This window comes from Rhodovulum strictum, assembly GCF_009649175.1.
Taxonomy (GTDB): domain Bacteria; phylum Pseudomonadota; class Alphaproteobacteria; order Rhodobacterales; family Rhodobacteraceae; genus Rhodovulum; species Rhodovulum strictum.
In genome coordinates this window covers 1-24,341 of sequence record NZ_WJPO01000014.1, presented here as the reverse complement: position 1 = coordinate 24,341, position 24,341 = coordinate 1, and the positions used below count along the sequence as shown (strand labels likewise).

Annotated in this window: 25 protein-coding genes; 10 read left to right on the top strand and 15 right to left on the bottom strand. The window is 66.8% G+C overall.

From position 1 onward, the window contains the following. Positions 1–3: 3 nt before the first annotated feature. The 4 genes from GH815_RS10155 to GH815_RS10140 all read right to left on the bottom strand — a co-directional run bounded on the left by GH815_RS10155 (position 4) and on the right by GH815_RS10140 (position 2,701). On the bottom strand, positions 4–474 hold the full coding sequence (locus GH815_RS10155; RefSeq protein WP_153748665.1) for a DUF2271 domain-containing protein: 471 nt from the start codon (positions 472–474) through the stop codon (positions 4–6). 37 nt (positions 475–511) lie between these two features. Further along, positions 512–874: a hypothetical protein gene (locus tag GH815_RS10150; RefSeq protein WP_153748664.1), complete on the bottom strand. Its 363-nt coding sequence runs from the start codon at positions 872–874 to the stop codon at positions 512–514. A gap of 170 nt (positions 875–1,044) precedes the next feature. Continuing rightward, the gene (locus GH815_RS10145; protein WP_153748663.1) at positions 1,045–2,430 is read right to left on the bottom strand and encodes a ferredoxin reductase family protein; all 1,386 of its coding nucleotides are present in this window, start codon (positions 2,428–2,430) and stop codon (positions 1,045–1,047) included. After that, positions 2,387–2,701 carry a PepSY domain-containing protein gene (locus tag GH815_RS10140; RefSeq protein ID WP_153748662.1) on the bottom strand — a complete coding sequence of 105 codons (315 nt, stop codon included), beginning with the start codon at positions 2,699–2,701 and terminating at the stop codon, positions 2,387–2,389. Before GH815_RS10140 ends, GH815_RS10145 begins: the two co-directional genes overlap by 44 nt. A gap of 144 nt (positions 2,702–2,845) precedes the next feature. Between GH815_RS10140 and GH815_RS10135 the strand changes: the two genes are divergently transcribed. Next, positions 2,846–3,505, top strand: a complete 660-nt coding sequence (locus tag GH815_RS10135; RefSeq protein ID WP_153748661.1) for a response regulator transcription factor — start codon at positions 2,846–2,848, stop codon at positions 3,503–3,505. Then, the gene (locus GH815_RS10130) at positions 3,502–4,842 is read left to right on the top strand and encodes an ATP-binding protein (protein ID WP_153748660.1); all 1,341 of its coding nucleotides are present in this window, start codon (positions 3,502–3,504) and stop codon (positions 4,840–4,842) included. Before GH815_RS10135 ends, GH815_RS10130 begins: the two co-directional genes overlap by 4 nt. A gap of 63 nt (positions 4,843–4,905) precedes the next feature. Here GH815_RS10130 and GH815_RS19525 read toward each other — a convergent pair whose 3' ends face one another. The 5 genes from GH815_RS19525 to GH815_RS10105 form a co-directional block, all read right to left on the bottom strand. Next, positions 4,906–5,121 (bottom strand): Lrp/AsnC ligand binding domain-containing protein, encoded by a 216-nt coding sequence (locus GH815_RS19525; RefSeq protein ID WP_407072174.1) that lies wholly within the window; start codon positions 5,119–5,121, stop codon positions 4,906–4,908. Between the two features lie 100 nt (positions 5,122–5,221). Beyond that, positions 5,222–5,521 (bottom strand): hypothetical protein, encoded by a 300-nt coding sequence (locus tag GH815_RS10120; RefSeq protein WP_153748658.1) that lies wholly within the window; start codon positions 5,519–5,521, stop codon positions 5,222–5,224. An 18-nt stretch (positions 5,522–5,539) separates the two neighbouring features. Next, entirely contained in the window at positions 5,540–6,304 is a 765-nt protein-coding gene (locus GH815_RS10115) for a c-type cytochrome (RefSeq protein WP_153748657.1), read from the bottom strand. 37 nt (positions 6,305–6,341) lie between these two features. Continuing rightward, positions 6,342–7,298, bottom strand: a complete 957-nt coding sequence (locus GH815_RS10110; protein WP_153748656.1) for a carboxypeptidase-like regulatory domain-containing protein — start codon at positions 7,296–7,298, stop codon at positions 6,342–6,344. A gap of 78 nt (positions 7,299–7,376) precedes the next feature. Next, entirely contained in the window at positions 7,377–9,458 is a 2,082-nt protein-coding gene (locus GH815_RS10105) for an FAD-dependent oxidoreductase (RefSeq protein ID WP_170290330.1), read from the bottom strand. A 323-nt stretch (positions 9,459–9,781) separates the two neighbouring features. Here GH815_RS10105 and GH815_RS10100 point away from each other — a divergent pair, with 323 nt between their 5' ends. Then, positions 9,782–10,744 carry a LysR family transcriptional regulator gene (locus tag GH815_RS10100; RefSeq protein ID WP_153748654.1) on the top strand — a complete coding sequence of 321 codons (963 nt, stop codon included), beginning with the start codon at positions 9,782–9,784 and terminating at the stop codon, positions 10,742–10,744. A gap of 51 nt (positions 10,745–10,795) precedes the next feature. Here GH815_RS10100 and GH815_RS19385 read toward each other — a convergent pair whose 3' ends face one another. Continuing rightward, positions 10,796–10,930 carry a hypothetical protein gene (locus tag GH815_RS19385; protein ID WP_281354786.1) on the bottom strand — a complete coding sequence of 45 codons (135 nt, stop codon included), beginning with the start codon at positions 10,928–10,930 and terminating at the stop codon, positions 10,796–10,798. A gap of 264 nt (positions 10,931–11,194) precedes the next feature. Between GH815_RS19385 and GH815_RS10095 the strand changes: the two genes are divergently transcribed. The 3 genes from GH815_RS10095 to secD are packed head-to-tail and all read left to right on the top strand — an operon-like array spanning position 11,195 to position 15,035. Beyond that, positions 11,195–12,115, top strand: coding sequence for a calcium/sodium antiporter (locus GH815_RS10095; protein ID WP_343030781.1), 921 nt, complete (start codon positions 11,195–11,197; stop codon positions 12,113–12,115). After that, positions 12,112–12,468: a hypothetical protein gene (locus GH815_RS10090; protein WP_153748652.1), complete on the top strand. Its 357-nt coding sequence runs from the start codon at positions 12,112–12,114 to the stop codon at positions 12,466–12,468. The genes GH815_RS10095 and GH815_RS10090 overlap by 4 nt, the downstream gene beginning before the upstream one ends. A gap of 47 nt (positions 12,469–12,515) precedes the next feature. Further along, entirely contained in the window at positions 12,516–15,035 is a 2,520-nt protein-coding gene (secD, locus tag GH815_RS10085; RefSeq protein ID WP_153748651.1) for a protein translocase subunit SecD, read from the top strand. A gap of 549 nt (positions 15,036–15,584) precedes the next feature. Here secD and phnE read toward each other — a convergent pair. The 3 genes from phnE to GH815_RS10065 are packed head-to-tail and all read right to left on the bottom strand — an operon-like array spanning position 15,585 to position 18,087. Further along, entirely contained in the window at positions 15,585–16,319 is a 735-nt protein-coding gene (phnE, locus tag GH815_RS10075) for a phosphonate ABC transporter, permease protein PhnE (RefSeq protein ID WP_246176386.1), read from the bottom strand. A 52-nt stretch (positions 16,320–16,371) separates the two neighbouring features. After that, positions 16,372–17,178, bottom strand: a complete 807-nt coding sequence (locus GH815_RS10070; RefSeq protein ID WP_153748648.1) for a phosphonate ABC transporter ATP-binding protein — start codon at positions 17,176–17,178, stop codon at positions 16,372–16,374. Positions 17,179–17,229: 51 nt separating this feature from the next. Then, positions 17,230–18,087 carry a PhnD/SsuA/transferrin family substrate-binding protein gene (locus GH815_RS10065; RefSeq protein ID WP_153748647.1) on the bottom strand — a complete coding sequence of 286 codons (858 nt, stop codon included), beginning with the start codon at positions 18,085–18,087 and terminating at the stop codon, positions 17,230–17,232. Positions 18,088–18,180: 93 nt separating this feature from the next. On the opposite strand from GH815_RS10065, the gene GH815_RS10060 reads away from it, so the two are divergent. From GH815_RS10060 to phnA, 3 genes are read left to right on the top strand one after another with little or no spacing between them, the layout of a single operon-like run. Further along, entirely contained in the window at positions 18,181–19,299 is a 1,119-nt protein-coding gene (locus tag GH815_RS10060; RefSeq protein WP_153748646.1) for an alpha-D-ribose 1-methylphosphonate 5-triphosphate diphosphatase, read from the top strand. After that, positions 19,292–20,089 (top strand): phosphonate metabolism transcriptional regulator PhnF, encoded by a 798-nt coding sequence (phnF, locus tag GH815_RS10055; RefSeq protein WP_343030779.1) that lies wholly within the window; start codon positions 19,292–19,294, stop codon positions 20,087–20,089. Before GH815_RS10060 ends, phnF begins: the two co-directional genes overlap by 8 nt. Then, the gene (phnA, locus tag GH815_RS10050) at positions 20,079–21,314 is read left to right on the top strand and encodes a phosphonoacetate hydrolase (protein ID WP_153748645.1); all 1,236 of its coding nucleotides are present in this window, start codon (positions 20,079–20,081) and stop codon (positions 21,312–21,314) included. Before phnF ends, phnA begins: the two co-directional genes overlap by 11 nt. 135 nt (positions 21,315–21,449) lie before the next feature. On the opposite strand, the gene GH815_RS10045 is transcribed toward phnA, so the two are convergent. Both GH815_RS10045 and GH815_RS10040 read right to left on the bottom strand, forming a co-directional pair. After that, positions 21,450–23,099, bottom strand: a complete 1,650-nt coding sequence (locus GH815_RS10045; protein WP_153748722.1) for a BCCT family transporter — start codon at positions 23,097–23,099, stop codon at positions 21,450–21,452. A 120-nt stretch (positions 23,100–23,219) separates the two neighbouring features. Beyond that, a complete protein-coding gene (locus GH815_RS10040; RefSeq protein WP_246176385.1) occupies positions 23,220–23,657 on the bottom strand; it encodes a universal stress protein in 438 nt (145 codons plus the stop codon). 529 nt (positions 23,658–24,186) lie between these two features. Here GH815_RS10040 and GH815_RS19520 point away from each other — a divergent pair. Next, the coding region (locus tag GH815_RS19520; RefSeq protein ID WP_407072173.1) for a FitA-like ribbon-helix-helix domain-containing protein at positions 24,187–24,341 on the top strand (155 nt) is incomplete at its 3' end.

Genomic DNA, 24,341 nt, shown 5'->3' with positions numbered 1-24,341 from the left:
CCCTCACATGTCGTAGGCGAAGCTGGCGATGTAGCGGCGCCCGGTCACGGGCGTGCCGGCGCCATCGGTCGTGAGCGGGACGGCCACCTCGTTCGGGCTGTCGCGCATGTCCTCGACGGCCGCGTCGATGTGGAGCGTGTAGCCCGCGTCGAAGAGCGCGTCGGCGAGGTCGAGCGTGATCTCGAGCGTGCGGCCCGCGCCGACGCTGGCGCCGGTGATGCCGTTCACCTGAGTGGTATCGCCGCCGGTGGCGCGGTACCAGTCGCTCAGATGCTCGTAGTACTTGGACTTGCCGCCGGCCATCCACAGGCTGCCGACATAGGCGCCCGAGGTGTCGGTAACGTAGAGCGCGAGATAGGCCCCGTCGCCGCCGTAGTTGTTGAGAATCGTGGTCAGCGTGACCGGCCGGGCCATGGCGAAACCGGGAAGTGTCAGCGCCGTAGTCAGCGCAAGAGTTGCGAGAAGCGATTTCATCGTGATGATCCTTGTTCGGAGGGGGCTTCGGAGCGGTTCAGTTCACCTGAACCTGCGGAGGGGCGCCGTTACCGAAGAGGCCGTTCTGCGGAGGGGCGACCGTGCCTGCGGGCGCGGGATTGCGGGCGCCGCCCTGACAATCGTCGTCGTCATCATCGTCGTCGCAGTCATCGTCATCGTCGTCGTCGTGGCCGCGACGCGAACCGCCCCGCCAGCGGTCGTCATCGTCGTCGTCATCGTCGCTTGCGAGAACGAGCGGCATGGTTTCCGGGGCGTCGTCGAAGAGCGCAGCGACGGGCCGAAGGAAGTCGGACGGGGCTTGCATCGCGCTCCAGGCGGGGACGCCGATCGCGGCGGTCAGCGCCGTGGACGCGACCAGAAGTGTCAGGGTCTTCTTCATGGCAGGGTCTCCTTTTGTCTGCTGGAGACAATCTGGAGATCCGACCTGAGGGCTTCCTGACGGCACGGCGATTCCCGCTTCAGCTTGCCGTCAGGAACGAGAACGCCCCGCCGGGATGGCGGGGCGTGGCACGCACAGCGCTGCAGCCCGTCGACCGGACGGGCTGCACCTCAAGCGAACTCGAAATGCTCGAAGCGTACCCGTCGCGGCGCCTGCCCCAGAGCCGCCAGGCCCTTGAGGATTCCGTCTTTCAGACCCGTCGGGCCGCAGAACCAGAGATCGGCCTCGCCGACCGGGAACGGGGCCGATGCGATCAGCCGGTCGGCCGTCAGTCGTCCATCACCTGCGGTCGCGACCACCTCGAAGCTGAATCCAGGGTTGCGCGCCGCCACCTGCAAGGTCTCCAATCCGATCGCCTCTTCAGGCGTGCGGACGCAATAGACCAAATGGATGTCGCGCCGTTCGCTCTCTGCCAGGCTCTCGGCCCAGGCGAGGAACGGCGTGATGCCGATGCCGCCCGCCAGCCAAATCTGCCGCGTGCCGCCCCTGCGGAAATCGAACCGTCCATAGGGGCCTTCGACCTGCACGCTCATTCCCTCGCGCAGCGCGCCGGGCAGACGCCGGGTCCAGCCGCCGAGTCCCTTTATGGAAAGGGTCAGCGTGCCGTCGCGGTGCGGGGCGTTGGAAATCGTGAAGGGGTGCGGCTCGGACAGCCCCGCCTCGGGCGCGCTGAAAAAGACGAACTGCCCCGGCCTCCAGCGCATGGCCCGCCCCTTGGGGCGCAGCGTCACCGCTGTGGTGTCCCCGTGGCGGCCGATCGCGCTGACCGTGAAGTCCCTTCGCCGCAGACGCGGCGCGAGGAACTGGGTATGGACCCAGGCGAAAAGCCCGGCGAGGCCAAATACGTTCAGGAGCACCGAGAGCGACGGGTCCACCCCGGCCGGCACGTCGATGAAAAACTGGTGGAACACGACGACGGCGAACAGGACGCCCATGAAGCGATGGCTGAACCGCCAGAGTTGATAGGGAATCTCCAGCCCGGTGAACGGCAGCCTCCGGAACCAGCTGATCGCGACCAGCGCGATCAGGGCGTGGAAGACGAGCTCTCCGGCGTCGCCGGCGATCTCTCCCATCCCGGTCTCGCGGACCCGGCGGCCGAACTCGGGTTCGACGAGGTCGTGCAGGATCATCAGGATCAACGCCGATATGCCCAGCCACTTGTGAACACCGTACATGCGGTCTAACCCGCCGAACACGGGTTCCAGCAGGCGCGGGCGAGCCGCGAGGATCAGGGCCTCGCCCATCGCGACGACGGCCGCGGCCCCGACGGCGATGCCAATGGCCGCCTCGGCGCCATAGGGCGCGTAGGTGACGAATCCCATGGCAGCCGCCAGGATACACGGCAGCGCGACCAGCAAGGGGCCCAGGGTCATGACGCCACCCGTGGCAGATGTGTCGGGCATGGATCGGCGCCCCGGCGTCAGGGAGACCATTCTTGTGCGGCCCGATACATCAGTCACGGCTTCGTCCCTCCCGATCCCGGTGCCGTCGATCATCGTCGTCCTCGTATTCGAACTCGATCACCTCAAGCGTTGCCGGATCGACCGTCACCTCGATCCGGCGCCCCTCGGCATCGGTGCCGTCGATCTCGTAGCAGCCGTCGTCGATCTTGATGCGGCGCACCGTCCAGCCGTTCTCTTCGGCCAGCCGCGCAACCGCATCCCTGGGCTGCCAATCCGCCATCGGCACGAAGCAATCATCGTCGGCCAGCGCCATCCCTGCCGGCATCAGCACGAGAATGCCCAGAATTGTCAGTGTCTTCCTCATGGGCCAAACTCCTCGTTGCGGCCATCTTGGTGCTGCTTGTGCGCGGTGAACCTGACGGCAGCCTGAAGCGCCGTTCCCGGCGGTGTCAGCTTTGCGTCAGCCTTGCGGATTATACAGAGTCATCGGGAAAGGAACGAACCGGCCATGCGCATCCTGCTCATCGAGGACGACACGGTTCTGGGCGCCGCCGTGCGGGACCAGATCGTCGGCGACGGCCAGTCGGTGGACTGGGTCACGCGGCTGGATGCGGCGGCGGATGCGATCGCGGGAGCCGCCTATGACCTGGTGTTGCTGGACCTGATGCTGCCCGACGGCCGCGGCATCGGCTTTCTGAAGACCATGCGTGCGCGGGGCGACGTGACGCCCGTGATCATCCTGACCGCGCTCGACCAGGTGTCGGACAGGATCGAGGGGCTGAACGCGGGCGCGGACGATTACCTGGTGAAGCCGTTCGACCTGTCCGAACTGTCGGCCCGGATCGGCTCGGTCGCCCGGCGCTACAGCGGCAATCCGAACCCCATCGTCACCCATGGGTCGCTGGATATCGACCTCGCCGCGCGCAGCGTGCACCGGGAGGGCAAGCCCGTGCCGCTGACGGCGCGGGAATGGGCGCTTTTCGAGGCCTTCCTCGCGCGCCCCGGTCAGCTCCTGTCCAAGGTTCAGCTGGAAGAAAAGCTCTACGCCTTCGATGCCGAGGTCGAGAGCAACACCATCGAGGTCCATGTCAGCCGCCTGCGCAAGAAGCTTGGAAGCGCGATCATCGAGACCGAGCGTGGCATGGGCTACCGGCTGGGCAAGCCATGAGGTGGCCCGCCAGCCTTCAGGCGCGGCTCGGCCTGTCGCTCGGCCTCGTGCTGACGGTCCTCTGGCTCGCCGCCGCGACGGTCACAGCGGTGATCGTCCGGGGCGAGATGGACGAGGTCTTCGACAGCGCGCTTCGCGAAACCGCAGAGCGCATCCTGCCGCTGGCGGTGACCGACATCGTCGGGCGGGAAGATCAGGGGGTAACCCAGCGCCTCGCGCCGATCCGCGAGCATGACGAGTTCTTCACCTATCTCGTCCGCGATGCCGAGGGGCGCATCCTCCTGCAATCCCATGCCGCTGATCCGGCCGTGTTCCCGCCCTGGGACGGGCCGGGGTTTCGACAGACCGCGACCCATCGGACTTATAACGACGCGGCGCTCCAGGGGACGATCCGCATCACCGTGGCCGAACCGCTGGCGCATCGCGCATCGGTCTTGCGGGACATCCAGATGGGACTCGGCCTGCCGCTGCTGATCGTGCTGCCCGTCGCTCTGGCAGCCATCATCCTGGCCGTCCGCTTCAGCCTCGACCCCCTGCGCCGGTTTCGCGCAAGTCTCGAGGCGCGCGGGGCCCGCGACCTCTCGGAGGTGCCCGCGGGCGACCTGCCGACGGAGATCGGCCCGCTGGCTGCAACCCTGAACAGCCTTCTGGCCCGGTTGCGCGAGGCGTTCGAGGCCGAGCGCAGCTTTGCGGCGAACGCCGCCCATGAGCTTCGGACGCCACTGGCAGGCGCCATCGCGCAGGCGCAGAGGCTGCGGTCGGAAACCGGGGACAGGGCGGCCGCACAACGCGCGGCCGATATCGAGGAGGCGCTGAAACGGCTGACGCGCCGGACCGAGCGGATCATGCAACTGGCGCGCGCCGAGGGCGGACGCCTTCAGTCTGAAACGGCCTACGATACCCGGGCGACCCTGCGCATCGTCATCGAGGACATGGCGCGAAGTCCCGAGGCGCCCGACCTTGCGCTCGACCTTCCCGACAGCCCTGTCCTGTCGACCATCGACCCCGACGCCTTGGGCATCGTCTGCCGGAACCTTGTGGAGAACGCGCTTCGACATGGCGCAGCCCATGGAGAGGTCGGGGTTCTCCTGACGCCGGGGGGCGACTTGATCGTGGCGAACGATGGACCGGTCGTGGACCCGGATCGCCTGGCCCGCCTGACAGAACGTTTCCAGTGTGGCGCGCAACAGGCGAACGGCAGCGGGCTCGGGCTTTACATCGTCGCCTCGATCGCGAAACGCACGGGAAGCAGGCTGACGCTGGCGTCGCCGAGGCCGGGCGCGGTGGACGGATTTGAAGCGCAGTTCCATCTGCCTGCGCCGACCTCCGAGGCCTGACCGGCGCTACGCGGCGATGCACCAGATCTTCGCGGGCCAGTCCTCAACCAGCCACGGGCGCGCTCAGAGGCAGGGAGGTGATGGTTCGCAAGCTTCAAGCGCAAGGATGGAATTCACGTTGCGCAACCTGACCGTCGCGGTCAATTCGTCATGGAAGCTGTCGAATGCCGCCATGTCCGGGACAAGCACGCGCAGCAGCGAGTCGAAGGTTCCCGCGCGCCGGCAGACGTTGCGAACGGGCGTGAGGGCGTGCCCCGTTGGTGGGTGCCGAGTCTCCAGAAATGGGGGACAGATCAGATGCAGGGGCAGGCTGCTGAGACAAACCTGCTTGGTTAAGCCTCAGCGTCCGGTCGAAACGGGGCCAGTTCAGCCGCCCAGGTTAGTCGTGCAGCGTCACGGTGCAGGGCGTGGGCTTTGTCAGATAGGTTGCCCGGGTTGCGCCCGACAGCACCGTGACCCGGTCGGGCGGCAGGTCGCGGTCCAGCACGTGGCGTCCCCCGATCCGCGCCAGGGGCAGCGACCAGTCCAGCGCCGTTCCTGCCGGAAGCGCGCGTTCCCCTGCGTTGTGCAGGATGACGTCATAGCCTTCGGCCCGGCAGTTCAAGCCGCCGGTTTCCGCCTGCGCCAGGATTGGAGCGATGGACAGCAGACCGATCAGCAGTAGGAGGTGACGCAGCATCCCGAGCATTGTCGCGGCTCAGGGTTTCGGGCCGATCACGATACGCGCGAGGTCGCGGATATCGTCTGGCAGGGCCTCGTTTCCGGCCGGTGCGCCAGAGGATTGCAGCATCAGGGCGATGATCGCGACGTAATCCTCGCGTGCCAACGAGCCGGGATTGCTTTGCGGCATGGTCAGGCTGGCATAGGAATAGAGCGCGCCCAGAGACCGGCCGTCCCATTGGCGCAGGAACTTGTGCCGCGCCAGCGGCGGTCCGGGCACCATGTCGTTGTCGTCGGGCACACCGTCGAGTCTGCTGCCATGGCACAGCCCGCAGGGCGCTGCGAACACCTCCCTGCCGCGGGCGGCCTGCGCCTCGGTATAGACCGCGTCCCAGATCGAGGCGGTTCCCCCACCGCCGTCCAGATTGTCCATGATCGTCGCGACCTCGAGCGGCGATGCCCCGCCATGGGCATTGCCCCAGGCATTGCGGACATAGTTTGCCACGGCTGCGATGTCCTCGATCCGAAGCGACGGGAAGGGGGGCATGAAGCCCTGCCCCTCGTGTACATTGGCCACCACGAGAAACAGATCCTGAAGCCGGTCGTTCCCGGCCAGGGCCGGAAAGTTGGGCGGACGGCCGGTGCCCGTCTCGCGGTGGCAGAGCACGCAATTGCGCTCGAAGACCTGCTTGCCGAGGGCGATCTGTGCCGGATCGACCGGCGTTTCTGCCGCCGGAGCCGTCGCGGCCCCGAGCGTTGCAGCCACGGCCATCGCCGCGGTCCTAGCCTTGAAACGGGTCATGCCGCCCCCCCCTTGTCGTCACGCGAGTTGCTCTGCTTCAGGCCCAGATATCCGCCTGGGTCAGTTCGCGATCCTCCTGCAAGGCCGCCTCTACGGTGATCTCTGCCCCGGCCCGCAGGCTGAGGGGCGTCTTGAACGGGAAATGCCGTCCGCCCGAGACGAACAGCGTGTAATCACCCGGCGGCAGCGCCAGTTCGGCCTGTCCATCGGCACCGGCAAGGGTGCGGTACGGGTGGGCGACCACCCTGGCGCGGGCAAGCGGGGCACCGGTCCGCGCATCGGTCGCGATCACGCGGACCTTGCAGCCGGCTGGCGCGGTGATCCGGGTGCGGATCGTGGCGCGCCCCTCGGCATGGGGCTGGGCCGCGCCGGCGGCGGCCGTCGCGACCACGGTCCAATGGGCCGCACCCTCGGCATCGGGGACGGGCAAGGTCAGGTCGGCATGGAACAGCCCGTCGGTTCCGGGCCAGGGCGTCGGGCCGGTCCGGCCCTGTGCGACAAGGCACCCCTCCGCGTCGTCGACACGAAAGTGCCATCCCGCCGCGCAGCATCCCGCCGCGCAGTGCAACCCGATCCGGGCGCGGATTTCGCCGCCCTGTTCGACCGCGCCGGGCACGTCCCAGATGACGGCGCCGACCCGGTGGGCCGCGACCGGCAGTTCGAAGTCCAGAACCGCCGCCTCGGCGGGGTCGCCATCGGCACCGGGCGCGGCCGCCAGCAATACCGCCTTCATCCTGTGGGTGCCTGACAGCGCGGGGGCGACGATCGCCAGAGGATCGGTCCGCCAGCTGCCAAGCTCGCTGACCGAGATGACGGCGCGACCGATCTCGGCGCCGTCGGCATCGCGGAACGCCACGCGCCGGCCGCGTATGTCACGCCCGCAATCGGGCACCAGGGCGACAAGGCGCAGCTCGCCGTTCGGATCGGCCGTCTCGGGGGTCAGTTCGACGGACAAGCCCTGGGCCTGCCCGGAAAGCGCGGTGTGCTGTGTCATCTGTCGTCTCTCTTTGGGTCTGTCGCGGATGATAGCCGGGGCCTGCGGGGGCACCGCCAGCCCCGGCGCACCGGGTGTTCAGCCAAGCTCCTGCGCGGCGTGGGTTCCGGCGATGAAGCCATGGACATGGCCCTTGCCCAGCCCATGCTTGTTGAACCCGCCGACCGCCTCGCCGCCCGCATAGAGCCCGGGGATCGGCTGACCCTCCATGTCGATGACCTGGTTGCGGCCGTTGACGCGCAGCCCGCCATAGCTGTCATGCCAGACCACCATGATCGACAGCGCATAGAAGGGCGGCCGGGCGATGGCATACATCGGCGCATCCGCCTCGCGTTCGAAATCGGGATCGGCACCGGCGGCGACATAGCCGTTCCAGGTCTCGACGGTCTGGGCCAGATGGCTGAGCGGCACCCGCTGGTAGGGGTGGCCCGCGAATATCCGGCGGGCCAGGTCCTCGATCGTGTCGGCCTTGAAGAAATAGCCGTTGGTCTCGCTGACATAGGGGAACCGAAGCTCCCAGCCGGTGCGCTCGATCGCGTCCTCGTCCATGATCGCCCAGAGCGGACCCGAATGGTAATGCGGCGGCTTCGATCCCTCGTTCATGGCCAATGCAGCATCCAGCCCGTGATCGTAGCTGTACATCTCGCGCACCCATTCATGGCGGCAGTTGCGCCAGTCGAGCGGCTTGTGATCGAGCCCCCGCCCCGGCGCCCCGCCATCACCCGGATAGCGGTTGGCCCCGGGGCGCTTGGGCAGGCGCACCTCGTTGAAGAAGCGCTTGCCCACCTGGTTGACCGCGATGAACTCCTCGAACCCGGCATTGCCGACGGCAAGCCCCGCGGCTCCCCGGAAGACAAAGGCCGGGTGGCCGGGCATCATGTCGGTATAGGCGTCGCGGGTGCCCAGCCGGGGCGAGATATGGAAGGTCGTGGGATAGCTCAGGTTCTGCTGCATCCCCGCAAGATTCGCCCCGATCCTGAGCGCGGCCTTGAGCGCGCTGGCGTCCTGGCCGCCCTCGCCCTGAAGCGCCGCGCCCGAGGTCGGGAAGGCCGGTTCGCGCATCGCAGGGTAGAACATCGAGCGCACCTCGGGATTGCCCGCATGCCCGCCCGAGGCCAGGATCACCGCCTTGCGCGCGCGGATCGTGATGCTTTCGCGGCGCTCGTCGATATTGCCGTTCTGCCAGAAGCTTTCCAGACGCTGGCCGGTCACGGGGTGAACGCGTGGCGAATAGCTCGCCCGGATGCCCAGCACGCGGCCCGAGAACGGGTGTTCGCGGATCAGGTCCACGAAGCGGCGGTTCAGCATGAACTGAACCCCCTTCTCGCGGGCCGAGAATTCCAGCGGACGCGCCAGCGCCACGCCGTTGCGCACTGCACCGGGGCCGACGAAGGTCGAGGCGTCCTCCATCTGCACCGGGGCCATGGGGCTGGTGCGCTCGGGATGGGCGCGGCCGGCATCCTCGGCGGTGATCGTGCCGGCGCGGATATCGGTGACATCGCCCAGCATCAGGAAGCAGTAGGGCGCCCTTGCCCGGCTGAGCCCGCCGCCGCCATGGGTGCCGCTGATCCGTGTGAACCGCACGTAGTTCTGCATCAGGAATTCGCGCGTCGGCGGGCAGTTCTCGGCCCAGGCGCGCATCATTTCGCGTTCGTTGTAGCGATAGGGTGCCTGCGCCTTGGGGTCGACCACCGACCAGTCGGTAACATCCGTGAACAGAAGGTCGATTGTATCGTCTAGCTCCTCGGGGTCTTCGACCGGGGGTACGGTGATGAAGCCCTCGGCATCTGCCTCGCCTGCGGCATCGCGCTTCTGGATCACGTCGCCGCCACCGAGCGACAGGTAGGATCCCGAATGCAGCATCCGGCCGCCAAGGTCGAAATTCTGGTCAACGACCAGAACCGAAACGCCGTGGTCGCGCGCCCGGATCGCGGCGGTCAGCCCGGCGCATCCGCCGCCTGCGATCACCACGTCGGCCTCGTAGTCCCAAACCGTTTCGCCCGCGGCCGCCGCCGCCTCGGCCCCGCTGCCGGTCGAGAAGGCGGTCGCGGTGACCCCCGCCGCCGCGCCCGCCTTGAAGAAATCGCGCCGGTTCAGCCCGTTCGGCTCCACACTCTGGACCGTCTTCACGATATCGTCGCCATCGCCTTGTCGCGCCATGATCGTTCCTCCCTCGTCTGGCTTGCCAGCCCGTCCGGACGCGCGGAACTTGCGTGGTCCGCCGGGCGTGATCCTTTCGCTTCGCATCTGTGCAGGGGCCGGTTTCAGCCGGCACATATCCCGCGCCACCCCAAGGCGCCCTCACGCCAAGGGAGAGAGTTTTCCCTTTCTTTCATGTCGTTACGGTCGGAAGGACGGGTCCCGGGCACCCTGCTCCCGGGAAACGCTAGGACGGTACTCGCCTTGCTGTCCATTGCATTATCCTGAGGCTTGCCTTATGAAAAACTTAAGGCGAGAGCTTCTCGCGACGACCGAGGCCGCCCATGCCGATGCGCGTCACGCTTCGCCAGTTCACCTATTTCGTGTCGATCGCCGACGCCGGAAGCATGAGCGTTGCGGCGAGCCACCTGAACGTGGCGCCCACCGCGCTGAGCCTTCAGATGAAAGCGCTGGAAGAAACCCTGGGCGTGCCCCTGCTGGAACGCCATTCCCGCGGCGTCCGGCCGACCGAGGCGGGACAGGAATTCCTGGTCCGGGCCCGGCAAATCCTTGATCTCGTGGCCGACACCCGCGCGCTGATGGCTGCGCGTGCCCGGCGGACGAAACGGCCGGTCCGGCTGGGGGTGCCGCCAGCGGTCGCGCGACTTCTGGGGGTCGAGGCCGTTCTGGGCGCCGCGACCGCGCTGGACGGGACCATGCTGCTCATCACCGAAGCCTGGTCAACCGATCTCGTGAAACGGCTCGCGGAAAAGGACATCGACTTCATCCTCGGCTATGGCCTGGTGCCCTGTGACGAGATTGCGGTGATCGACCTTCTGGAAGAGGATTTCGTCTTCGCCGCCTCGCCTGCGATCGCGGGCGGAGAGGGGCCGGTCGGGCTGTCAGAGGTGCTGGCGTCGGACCTGATCTTCTATGGCGAGAAAAGCGTCGGCCTGCGGGCCCTGCGCGCCGAGGTGGACCGGGCCGGTCTGGTGCTGGAGAACAAGCGCGAGGTTGCCTCGATCAATGTCTGGCGCGCATTTCTCTGCCGTGGTCTTGGCACGGCGGTCACGCCCTTCGGCGCGGTTGTCGACGAACATGAACGCGGCGAGATCACGGTGCGCGAAATCGCCGATAGTCCCGTGACGGCCCGGCTGTCGCTTGCCACCCGCCGCGACGGGCTGGGCGCCGACGATGTACAGGCCTTCATCGCCTTCGTGACCGATCTGGTGCTCGCCCAGCATACAAGGATCGGGTCGCTGTGCCGCGTGCTGGCCCCCGCGGCCGGGACACGATCGCGGACGTAACGGGTTCCCCTGTGCCGATATCGGTTCGGCCGCCCCTTGGGAAACTTGCCGTCAGCGCTTCAGCACCGACAGCGGCATGTCGGCGACGGAAAGGGGACGATGGCGCAGATGCGCAGCCCGGTGGCCAGCATGATGATGCCGCCAGCGACGATAAATCGGCCGCCATCGCGGGGTCAGCATCGGCATGATCCACATGCCCAGCAGCAGGATCCTCGCTGACCCACCTTGGCACGTCGACGCCGTCGGGGTGCGCTCACATCATCAATGCCGTTTGGGTGCCGAGAATGCAGAGCTCGGGTCGGGGCAGCGCGACTGCATCGGCCCTGGCGAGGATTCTCTTTGCCCAGGACGTAGCAAGCAGCTTTAATTTCAACGGCATCTTGTAGCCGACCGCTTTGATACGCAATTCAGCGCGGAAGGCGGATCAACTGCCTGAGAGGGGCGGTTGCCGTGGACTATCTCTATCTGATCGCCGGGTTGGTGGGGCTGTTCCTCGGCGGCGAGGCGCTGGTGCGCGGCAGCGTCGGCATCGCCCGCCGCATGGCTATCCCGCCTCTGCTGATCGGCCTCAGCGTGGTCGGCTTCGGCACCTCGACGCCCGAGCTTCTCGTCTCGGTCGATGCCGCCTGGCGCGGCGTGCCCGACATCGCGCTCGGCAATATCGTGGGCTCGAACATCGCCAACATCCTGCTGATCATCGGCCTGTCGGCGCTGGTCTGGCCGATCAAGGTGATGGGGGCGACGCTTCGGCGTGATACGGCCGTGATGATGGCGGCCGCGCTGGTCCTTGTGCCCATCTTTGCCATGGCGCAGATGGGGCGGCCCGCCGGCTTGGTGCTGTTCGCCGGTCTCGTGGCCTACCTTGTCTGGGCTTACCGACAGCCTGGCGACATGTCGGCCGAGGATGCAAGCGTGCCCACTCCGACGTCGGCGCTCATGTCGACCCTGTGGGTGATCGGCGGCCTTGTCGCTCTCATGGTCGGCGCGCGGCTCCTGGTTGATGGCGCGGTCAGCGTCGCGCGCGCTTACGGTATTTCCGAGGCCTTCATCGGCCTGACCATCGTTGCCGTCGGCACATCTCTTCCGGAGCTTGCGACTTCGCTCATAGCTGCGTTCCGCCGCCAGTCCGAAATCGCCATTGGCAACATCGTTGGCTCGAACATCTTCAACGTGCTGGCCATCCTCGGCGTGACCGCGATGATCACCCCGATCCCGGTCGCACCGCGGTTCCTGACCTTCGACCTGCCCATCATGATCGCCGTCTCGCTGGTCCTGACCGCGCTCCTGCTGACCCGTCCGGTGATCGGGCGCGGGATCGGCGTGGCGATGCTGGCGGGCTATGTCGCGTATGTCTGGGCCGCCCAGGGATGACGCAGGCGCCGCCGGACGATCGGGCAAGACCTGGCGCGATCCTGTCGCGGCTTCTCTTCGTTCTGGCATTCGTGCTTTTCGGTGCGCCGCAGGCCCAGGTGGAGCGGGCGGCGCCCCTTGCCGGCCCCGCGGCCCAGAGCGAGGTCGCGCAGGCCCCGGGCATCATCTCGGTGCAGCGGCACCTGCTGCGCGCGCAACCGGCCCCCGACACATCGCCCGACGCGATGCTGCCCGGCGTGGCCACGCCCGCGGTGCCACCCTCGGCTGCAGCGTTGGCTCCTGCGCCCCGCACCTCCTTCGTGCCCGCCGCGATCCGTATCCTGCCCCCCGTCCGGGGGCCGCCTGCAGCCTGACCCGTTCCCGTCAGGCTGAACCTCACAGGTAGAAATGGATACTCAACATGCGCCGACCAGCATGGGTCGTGACGACCTATGCCGTCCTGCTGCTTCTGGCGGTGGCGACGGCTCTCCCGAACTTTCTCCCCTCAACCGTCCGTAGCACGCTGCCGGACTGGGCAACACGCCAGACCGTCCCGCTGGGTCTTGACCTTCAGGGGGGTGCGCATTTGCTGCTTGCCGTGGACCGCGAAGATCTCGCCGAGGCGCGACTGCAAGAACTGCGTGAAACCCTCAGCGCAGAGATGCGTGTCCGGAACCTGAACCCGGGAGCGATCCGCACCGAAGGGCTGGCCCTGTCGGTCCCCGCTGACGAGGCACTGTTTTCGGCCCTGCAGAGCGTCGCCGCTGTGACTGCGCAGCACGGCAGCCCAGCCGACTTCACCGTGGACCTGTCCGATGGAACCTTGCAACTCGAGTTGACCGAAGCCGGGCTGGACCGCGCCGCCGCCATTGCTGCCGACAGCAGCCTCGAGGTGATCCGCCACCGGGTCGACCAGGTGGGCGTATCGGAACCCGTCATCAGCCGGGTGGGCGACGACCGTATCCTCGTGCAGATGCCGGGCGTGGAGAACCCTGCGCAACTGCGCGAACTGCTGGGCTCCACCGCGAAGATGAGCTTTCAGATGGTCGCCCCTGGCCCCGGACCCGGCGTGTCGATGCTGGAAATGCGGGACGGTTCCGGTGCAATCCCGGTCGAGGATCGCGTGGCGCTGTCGGGCGACCGGCTTGACCGGGCGGCCTCGGCCTTCGACCCCGAAACCGGGCGTCCGATGGTCACCTTCGCCTTCGACCGGCAGGGCGGAATTGCGTTTGCCGAGATCACCGCGGCCAATATCGGTCAGCGCTTTGCCGTCGTCCTCGATGGTTCGGTGCTGACCGCGCCGGTGATCCAGACCGCCATTCCCGGCGGGCAAGGCCAGATCACGGGTGAGTTCACGCTCGAGGAGGCGCAAACGCTGGCGGTGCTGCTGACATCGGGCGCGCTGCCCGCCTCGCTCGAGGTGATCGAGGAACGCAGCGTCGGTGCGGCGCTTGGCGCGGATTCCATCAGGGCGGGGCTGGTCACCGGGGCCGTGGGCCTGACGCTGGTCGTGGCGATGATGGTGGGGCTCTACGGGGGCTGGGGGCTCCTGGCCAGCGCGGTCCTCGGATTGAACGTCATGCTGACGCTGACCGCGCTCGGGCTGCTGGGCGCTACGCTGACGCTGCCAGGGATCGCGGGCATCATCCTGTGCCTCGGGATCGCGGTGGACAGCAACATCCTGATCTTCAGCCGGATCCGCGAGGAAACGGCGAAGGGTGCCATCGCCATCAAGGCGCTGACGCAAGGCTACGCGCGCGCCTGGTCCACGATCCTCGACGCCAACATCACCACGCTTCTGGCGATGGTGCTGCTGTTCATGTTCGGTGCCGGTGCGATCCGGGGCTTCGCCGTTACCATGAGCCTCGGCATCCTGATCTCGATGTTCACCGCCGTGGTGCTTATGCGGATGATGATGGAGGCGCTGGTGCGCCGCCGCAAACCCGCGCGGCTGGCCATCGCCCCACTGATCGGCGGGGTGCCCGCGCCCGGCGCGTTCTCCTTCATGCGTCGGGGGCGGCTGGCGCTGGCAGTCTCGGCCGCGCTGTCGGTGGGGGCCGTGGGCGCGCTGGTATGGCCGGGGCCGAATCTCGGCATCGACTTCACCGGCGGTGTTCAGATGGTACTGCGGTCCGACGCGCCGGTGCCGCTGGCAGACCTGCGCGCGGCCCTCGCGGCGGGCGTGCCGGGGGATGCCAGCCTGCAGGCTTTCGGCGACCCGACCGAGGCGCTGATCCGCGTGCAGGGCGAGGCAGGCCAGGCCACGGTTGCTGCGGTGGAAGCCGCCGCCGCGCAGGCCGTTTCGGGCGCGGTCTTCGACCAGATCGACCTCGTCGGTCCCACCATCAGCGGCGAGCTTGCCACCACGGGCCTGATCGCCTTGTCGCTCGCGGTGCTGGCCATGCTGGCCTACATCTGGGTCCGGTTCGAGTGGCACTTCGCGGCCGGGGCCATCGTGGTGCTGTTCCTTGACGTCACCAAGACCTTCGGTGTCATCGCCGTGACCGGGTGGGAGGTGAACCTGACCACCATCGTCGCCCTGCTGACGCTGATCGGCTACTCGGTGAACGACAAGGTCGTGGTCTACGACCGCATCCGCGAGCACCTGCGCGGCGGCGGCGACGCGCCGCTGGCGGATGTGATCGACCGCAGCCTCAACCTGGTTCTCGCGCGCTGCATCTTCACCTCCGGAACGACGCTGGCGGCACTGCTGCCGATGGCGATCTGGGGTGGACCGGCCGTCGCCGGGTTCGCCTGGCCGATGATCGCGGGTGTGGTGATCGCGACGGGCTCATCGCTTTTCGTCTCGGGGCCGGTTCTGGCGTGGCTCGCCGCGCGCAGCCCGGCCGCGATGAGCGGCCCAGCTTCACAGCAAGCGGGCCAGATGCCTTCGTCGGAGACAGGCCCGGAGGCGCGCCCTCGCCGTAGCCGGCCCTCGTGAGGTGAGAGCGAAGCCTCACTGCGGATTTCGGAAAAACGGGACAGCGATTTCACTAAGTCCCGGACAGCCGTTTCGGTAGACCCCGGACAGTCGGGCGACGGCTGGTCGTTGGGTCGTGTCGCGAATGCTGTGGAGATTCCCTGACGGCATGTGACGGTTCGTTTTCTCAGGCGGCGAGGTCAAGGGACATCGGCTCGAGGGGCTGGGACAGGGTTTCCCAGCCGTCGACCTTATGCATCTGGATCTGGCCGGAACCTCCGAAATCTCGCGAAACAACGGACCCATTGCGCCCGCCCCGAGGCCAGCACATGAGCTGAGCGACCAGATTGCCGCCCTGTGCGGCTCGGCGGGCGATTGCCCGAAGCCAAAAAGCGCTATCCGCGTCCGCAGGCGGGGCAACTCGCCTCTCGTAGCGGATTTATTCAACAGAATCAGTACCTTAATGGGGTGATGGCGCCATCGATATGTTAGGTCCATAGGCGTCGCGCGTGGACCTTGCTCCCGCACCGCCTCGACGGAAAAGGCGGACGGCTGGTTTCGTGACATTCGTCACTGCACCTTGCGGCGCAGACGGTCTGTTGCCCACTCCATGCCCAGCACAATCAGGAAGATCACGAGGATGATTGTCGACGCGTTTCGGTATTGGAACAGATCGAAGGCGGCCTTCAGTTCCTGCCCGATACCGCCCGCACCAACCAGCCCGAGCACCACAGACGACCGCACCGCCTTTTCCAGCGCAAAGAGCGACGTGTTGACGAAGGATGGCATCACCTCAGGCAGGATCGCGCCGAACAGGATCGACAGCCGGTTGCCGCCGATGGCCGAGATGGCCTCCTGCGGTTCCTTCTCGCTATCCTCGATGGCTTCGGCAAAGAACCGGCCGCAAAATCCGATGGTATCGACCACGATGGTCATCGTGCCTGCCACCGCGCCCAGGCCCACAGTTGCGACGAACAGAAGCGCCCAGACCAGATCGGGCACCGTGCGCAGGAAGCTGATGAAGGCCTTGGAGAGGAACGCACCGACGTTGCCCAGGGGACCGACCCCGCGCGCGGCGAACCAGGCGATCGGCAGAGACAGGGCGATGCCGATGGCCGCCCCGGCAATGGCGATCTGGAAGGTCTCGACGATGCGCCAGAAGATACGCGTCAAGAAGGCCGGGTCCAGGTTGGGTGGCGACATCCGATTCACCAGCCGCACCAGGCTTGGCCCGCCGTCGACCAGTTGTCCGGGCGTGGGTGCCACCTGACCGACCGAGGCGATTACCAGCGCCAGCGCCGCCATGGTCAGGGCAAAGGCCAGCGGCGACAGGCGGGGCCAGCGCGAGGGCAGGGGGTCAGCGGGCTTCGACACGGAACACCTCCTCGATGTCGGCATCGGTGGTGGTGTCGGCTGGCTTGTCGAACAGCACGCGGCCAGCCTTCAACGCCACGATCCGGTCGGCAAAGCTGCGCGCATGCGACATGTCGTGCGAGGTGAACAGGAGCGTGATGCCATGCTCGGCACAGAGCCGGGTGAACAGTGCCATGACATCCTGCCCTGACACCGGGTCAAGGCTGGCCGCCGGTTCGTCGGCGATCAGCAGGGCGGGTTGTCGCACCAGCGCCCGCGCAATCGCCACCCGCTGCTGCTGGCCACCCGACAGTGCATCGGCCCGCGCCGCAGCCTTGTCGGCCAGGTTGACCCAGGCCAGCGCCTCCAGTGCGGCGCGGCGCCAGGTTTCGGGCGCAGTCATCTGGGAGAAGGCTCGCCAGCTGCCGGGTTCCGACATCATGCCGTGGATGACATTGGACAGCACCGACCGCCGCCGCACCAGGCAATGCTTCTGGAACACGAAGCCGGTTTTCCGCCGCAGCCGGGCCTTCTGCGCGCCTGCGGGCAGGCCGGTGAATGTTTCGCCAAGCGCGGTCACCTCGCCGGCCGAGACCTCGTGCAGACCTATGAGGCAGCGCAGAAGTGTGGATTTGCCGCATCCGTTGGACCCGATCAGCGCGACCCGTTCGCCCGCCCGGATCGTCAGGTCGATGCCCTTCAGGATCTCGGTCTTGCGGTCATAGCTTTTGCGCAGGCCGCCGGTCGTCACGATAGGGTCCGAAAGGGCACCGCGCGCCGTGGACGGCCGGGCAGGTGAAAGGTCGAGCATGACGGTGCCTCCGGTTGGGGGCGGGGCCCGGACGGGGCCCCGCCGCTATGGTCAATCGCCGACGAAGGACTTGGTATCGACCCCGATGGTGGCATACATCGACCGGACATAGTCGTAGTCGCTGTCCTTGATCTCGGTGAGGAAGAAGCCGCCATTGTACTTCTGGTTGTCGTCGCCTTGCAGCACGGCCGCCATCAGCGCATCGCCCTGTTCGGCAAAGGCCTTGCGAACCGTTTCGATCAGTTCGGGTGCCAGATCCTTGCGCGCGACCAGAATGTCGTTCGGCAGGTCACGGCCCCGGGCGATCACGGTGAAGCCGGTTTCGGGGAACGCCTCGCGGATAGACTTCAGGTGCCCTTCGCTCATGCCCACGGCCTGCACGTCGCCACGGATCAGCGCTTCGACGGCCACGTTGCGGCCGATGATCTCGCCCCGGTAATCCGTATCCAGCTTCAGGCCGAGATCGGCCAGCACCTGCGCCGGGCCAAGGTGCTGCGAGGTCGAGCCGATGGACCCGAAGGTGACGCGCTTGCCGCGCAGGTCCTGCACCGATTTCACCGGGCCGTTGGCCAGCACGACAACTTGCGCATAGTAGTTCGGGCGCTGCCAGCCCGCGACGATGACCGGATCGGCCAGTTCCTTGATGACCACATACTCCGCCGGTCCTGTCAGGATCAGGTCGACCTGGCCCTGGTTGATCGCCTCGACGGCCGAGGTGCGCGAGGACATGGCATAAAGCTCGATGTCATGGCCGGTGGCGGCTTCCAGCGCCTTTTCGAAGGCGCCGAATTCCTGCTGCATCGCCTCCATGCCTTCGATGTCGGTCACGCCGAAGCGCAATGCTTCGGCCATCGCCGGCATGGCAAGGGCGGTGGCAAGGGCGGTGGCGCCGATCAGGGTGCGGAACATCTGTCTCTCCGGGGCTTCTGCTGTATACACAGCGTTGTCACAATCGTGGGATAGACGATTCTCGTGACACTGTTGTGAAAGGACGGGCGTCGGATGGACTGGGTGCTGACAGGGGCCGAAATCCTGACGGGTGGCGCCTTGCGCCGCGGCGATCTGGCCATCCGGGACGGGCGGATCTCGGAAACGGCATCATCAGGTGCGGTCCGAATGGACCTGCCGGGCCTGTGGCTGCTGCCGGGAATCGTCGATATTCATGGCGACGCCATAGAACGCATCGTCATGCCGCGTCCGGGTGTGACCTTTCCCCTGGACCTGTCGCTGGCCGAGGCAGATCGGCAGATGCTGGCCAACGGCATCACCACGGCGTTTCATGGGCTCACTGTCGGGTGGGAACCGGGTCTGCGCAACATCGCAACTGCGCGCGCATTCGTTGCCTCACTGGCAGGGCTTCGGGCAAAGCTGGCCTGCGATACCCGCATCAACTTCCGCTGGGAGGTTTTCGCGATTGACCAGATGGACGAGCTGATCGCCTGGTTCGCGGATTCTCCCGGCGCGATCCTGTCGCTGAACGACCATACGACCGTGAACGTGGGCCTGCCGCCCGAGGCGAGGAAGATCCGCCGCATGGCGGATCGTTCGGGCCTGACGCCCGAGGGTTGCGTCGCGGCCCTGGCCCACGTGGCGCAGCGTGCGCCCGATGTGCCTGCCTCCGTTGCCCGGATGGTGACAGCGGCGCGGGCCGCGGGCCTGACCTGCCTTGCGCATGACGAGATGTCGCCGGAAGACCGGGCCGCCCATCGCGCGCTTGGCGTGGCAGTCAGCGAATTCCCGATGACCCGCGACACGGCCGATGCGGCCCGTGCGGCGGGCGAGGCCGTCGTGTTCGGCGCCCCCAACGTGCTGCGCGGAGGCAGCCAGAACAACGCTGTGGATGCGGCACCGGCCATGGCCGAGGGGCTAGGGACGGTGCTGGCATCGGACTACTGGTATCCTGCGCCCTTGCAGGCGGCATTCGTTCTGGCGGACACGCATGGCATGTCCTTTGCCAACGCTTGGGACTGTGTTTCGGCCAATGCCGCCGCTGCTGCCGGGCTTTCCGACCGGGGGCGGTTGGACGCCGGATTGCGCGCGGATATCGTTGCCCTTTGCCCCCGCAGCCGCAGCGTCAAGGCGGTCTGGGTGGCCGGGAAAAGGATGCTGATCCGTGACTGACACCGAACCCCTGCTGCTGACGCTGGCCGCCCCGGCCTTTGACGCGCGCAGCCTGCGCCCGATCTGGAAGCAGATTGCCGACCGGCTGCATGCCGCTTGCGTCGATGGACGGTTGCTGGGCGATGCGCGACTGCCGGGGGAGAACCGCATGGCGGAAATCTTTGGCGTCACCAGGGTCACGATGCGGCGCGCTCTGGCGCGGTTGCAGCAGGAAGGCGTCCTTCAGGCGCGCAAGGGCGTGGGAATCTTTGTCCGCCCGATGCCGCTGCGGTATCGGCTGGACCATGGCAACCGCTTTGCCGACGGCCTGAACCTGCCTGGCGCCAAGATCGGCGCCACGACCCTGACGCTGGAGCGCGCTCAGGCCGAGGCGGAGGAGGCCGAGGCGCTGCATATTGCCCCCGGCGATGCGGTGGTCCGGCTGACCCGCTTGCGGGCCGTGGACGATGCGCCCGTGTATCTGTCGCGCAAGACCTTTCCCGTTGCCACCCTGCCAGAGTTCGAAGCTGCCTATGCCGCCCGTTCCTCGGTCCGCGATGTGTTTCAGGCCCACGGCATCGCTAGCTACCAGCGGGTGCAGACCCGTGTCTCGGGCGGCTTCGCCAGTGATGCCGAGGCTGCGGCCCTGCGGCTGAGCCCGCGAATGCCGGTGCTGCGCACGGTGGCGCTGAATGCCGCACCCGATGGCCGGATCATCGAATACAACCTTGGCACCTGGCCGCTGACGGCGGTGGAACTGGTGCTGACACCCCTTGACCCATCCCAGACAGGACATTCCGATGCAGACTGAATTCCGGATCAACGGCCGAGATTATCGGATGCCCGACCGCCCTGCCGTTGTGATCTGCCTGGACGGCTGCGAACCCGCTTACATCGACGAGGCCTTTGCCGCAGGAGCGATGCCAGCGCTGGCCGACATGCTGGCGAACGGCGGCGCGCGGCATCTTGCGCGATCGGCAATGCCCAGCTTCACCAACCCCAACAACCTCTCGATCGCCTGCGGCGTACCGCCCTCGGTGCATGGCATTTGCGGCAACTTCTTCCTGAACCCAGAGACGGGCGAGGCCGTGATGATGAACGGCGTGGAGTACCTGCGCGCCCCGACCGTCTTTGCCGGGTTCCAGCAGGCAGGTGCCCGCGTCGCGGTGGTCACTGCCAAGGACAAGCTGCGCGCCTTGCTGGGTGCGGGTCTGGACTGTTCGGGTGGGCAGGCCATCTGCTTTTCCGCCGAACGGGCCGATCAGTCGACGATGGCCGTCAACGGTATCGATGATGCGGCCAACTGGCTGGGTCGTCCGGTTCCGGCGGTCTATTCCGGCGATCTGTCGCTGTTCGTTTTACAAGCGGGGGTGAAACTGCTGTCCGAAATTCGTCCCGACATCCTGTATCTGTCCACCTCGGACTACATCCAGCACAAGCACGCGCCAGGTTCGGACGAGGCCAACGAATTCATGACCGGGGTCGATGCGGCATTGGCCGGGCTTCTGGCGCAGGGTATACGGCTGGTGCTGACGGCCGACCATGGCATGAAGCCCAAGCACCGCGTGGATGGCTGCCCGAACGTTATCTACCTTTCGCCCTTGCTGGATGCCGCTCTGGGCGCGGGGCAGGCGCGCGTGATCCTGCCGATTACCGACCCCTATGTGGTTCACCACGGCGCGCTCGGGTCCTTTGCCACGGTCTATCTTGCCGAGGGGGCCGATGTGGACACGGCGGGCGCCACCCTGGCATCCATCCCCGGTATCGACACGGTCCTGCCGCGCACCGATGCCTGTGCGCGTTTCGACCTGCCGCCTGATCGCATCGGCGATCTCGTGGTGACCTGCGCCGCCGACTGGGCACTGGGCTCGCGCGTGGAAGATCACGACCTTTCGGGCCTCGACGCTCCGCTCCGCTCCCATGGTGGACTAGACGAACAGCTGGTGCCCTTCATCACCAACTTTCTCACGACGGAGCCGATCAATGGGTTACGCAATTTCGACGCATGGCAAGCGGTGACGTCCATGGTGGCCTGAGTTCGCGAACGTCACGTCCCGTTTCGGAACCCGCGCGATTACCCGCCGAATTCCAGTATGAACCGCGCAGGGTTTGCCGGAGGCTGATCTCGGTTAGTTACGCAGCCGATCACCGGGCGGCGGCGGGACGATGGCTCAGCGCGGCTCGTTCAGCAGGCCGCGGATGATCGCGTAGCAGGCCGCCAGCAGCACCAGCATGAAGGGCAGGCCGGTAGAGACCGCCATGGCCTGAAGTGCGATCAGCCCGCCGCCCAGCAGAAGCGCGATCGCCACCAGACCCTCGACAATGGCCCAGAACACCCGCTGCACGACGGGCGCGTTGATCTTGCCGCCCGCCGCAATGGTGTCGATCACAAGGCTTCCTGAATCCGACGAGGTGATGAAGAAGACCAGCACCAGCACGATCCCCACGAAGGAAGTGATCGCCGTCAGCGGCAGCCGGGCCAGCATCTCGAAAAGCTTCAGCTCCAGCGCGGCATCCTGAACGGCGCTCACGCCGTCATTGACAACCTGCGAAATCGCCGTGCCTCCCAGAGCGGTCATCCACAGCACCGACAGCAGCGTGGGCACGATCAGCACCGCGACCAGGAATTCGCGCACCGTGCGGCCGCGGCTGACACGGGCGATGAACATGCCGACGAAGGGCGACCAACTGATCCACCACGCCCAGTAGAAGGCTGTCCAGCCCTGCGCGAAATTCGCGTCCTCACGCCCGAAGGGCATCGACAGCGCCGGAAGATGCTGTCCATAGGCACCGAGATTGGCCAGGAACCCGGTCAGGATGTCCATGGTCGGCCCGGCCAGGATGATGAACAGCAACAGGGCCGCGGCAAGGCCCATGTTGATTTCCGACAGCACCTTCACCCCCGAGTCGAGCCCCCGCACGATCGAGGCGATGGCGATGGCGGTGATGAAGATGATGAGGAAGATCAGGACCGCATTGCTGGTGCCGATCCCGAACAGGTAGTCGAGCCCCGCCGAAGCCTGCTGCGCCCCGATCCCCAGCGAGGTCGCCAGCCCGAAGATCGTGGCAAAGACGGCAAGGATGTCGATGACATGGCCGGGCCAGCCCCAGACGCGTTCACCGAAGATCGGATAGAAGGCCGAGCGCAGCGTCAGCGGCAGGCCCTTGTTGTAGCTGAACAAGGCCAACGCCAGCGCGACCACGGCATAGATCGCCCATGGGTGCAGGCCCCAGTGAAAGATCGTGGCGGCCATACCCAGCCGCGTGGCCGCCGTCACGTCGCCCTCGGCACCGCCCAGCGGCGCCCAGTCGGTGCGCAGGCCGTCCTCGCCGATACTGATCCCGCCGAAGGCGCTGGAATAGTGGCTCAGCGGCTCGGACACGCCGAAGAACATCAGCCCGATGCCCATCCCGGCGGCGAACAGCATCGAGAACCACCCGACCAGCCCGTAATCCGGCGTCGCCTCTGGCCCGCCCAGCCGGATGCGGCCCAGCGGCGAGACGATCAGCGCAAGGCAGACAAGCACGAAGATGTTGCCCGACAGCAGGAAGAACCAGTCCAGATTGCCGGTCAGCCAGTTGCGCAGGCCCGTGAAGACGGGTTCCACCTCGTCCTGCAAGGCCAGCGTCAGCACGATGAAGGCCATGATCGCCAGCGCCGACCAGGTGAACACGACCTGATGGATGTCGAAGCTCAGCGTCCAGCTTCTCTCGATGTTGTCCTGTCCGATCTCGTAATCGGTCTCGATGACCTCGGTCGGTCCCTCGGGTTCGGGGATCGGCTCGATATCGGGGATGTCCTCGGCGGATGTCCGCGCCATGTCGGCCTCGGTCTCGGGGCGAATGGCATCGTCCCCTGATCCGCCGTTTCGGGTGTCGCTCATGAACTCTGTCCCCTCTGGTCTTGTTGTCCGGGCTCTTTGTGTCTGGCGTCCGGCGCGTCAGCGGACGACGAAGACCGACGCTTCGGAATGCTCGGCCAGGCTGCCGCCATGCGAGGGCAGCAGCCAGTCAAGCCAGCCTGGCGCATGCGAGGCCATCACCACCAGATCGGCGCCCAGCGTCTCGACGGCCTTGCGCAGCAGCTTGTCCAGTTCGGCCTGCGGATCGGGGCTGGACAGCGCATGCGCGGTCGCCTCGATGCCATGTGTCTCGGCCTGGGCCTTGGCAAAGCCCGTCAGCTTGTCGGCGAATTCCCTGGGGCTTCGTGCGACCGCGTCCGGCACGGTGCCGGACACGCCGGCATAAACCACCGGCAAGTGGTAATGGCGCGCAAGATCGGCCGCGACATGCAGCACCTTTTCAAGCCTGTCGAGATGGCTCAGATCCACCGGGACCAGTAATCTGGAGAACATGACTTCCTCCCGTCCTTCGGACATGGGAGCGGCAAGGACGGCGGGGCATGCGACCGGCTCGGTCGCTGTCGGACGCCCTGCCTGTCCGGGGACCGCAAGCGGGCCGGGATGGGTTCCCTGCGCTCGGTTTCCGTTCATGGCCGACATCCTAGCACCGGAACCGGCCGCTTGACCACCCGGGGGACGGACGGGCTCAGACGACCAACACAGGGCAACGCCCCAGATCGGTGTCTTTCAGGCAAGTTCAGAGCTGAGTATTGCCGAGCACAGCGCAGACCATGCTTGCATTTCGCGCTAGCATATCCCAATCATTACCATGATGCCCCGAAAGACCCTTGCCGCCGTCTTCACCGATCCGGTGCCAGACACCATCGAATTCACGCCCGCCGGATGGCATTGATGATGTGACCGCCCCCCGACGGCATCGATGTGCCAAGGTGGGTCTGCGAAGATCCACAAAGGAGGGCGGTCACATCATCAATGCCCCACACATTCCAGCGTCTTGCCTTGCTCGCATTGATTGCGATGATTACACTCCTCTGAGGAGGATACCATGGCAAGCATTACCATCCGGAACCTTGACGACGACGTGAAACGACGCCTTCGTATCCGTGCGGCCGAGCATGGCCGATCGATGGAAGAGGAGGTGCGCGAGATACTGCGCCACGTCGTTGGCGAAGCGAAGCCCACCCACGATCTTGCCGCGGC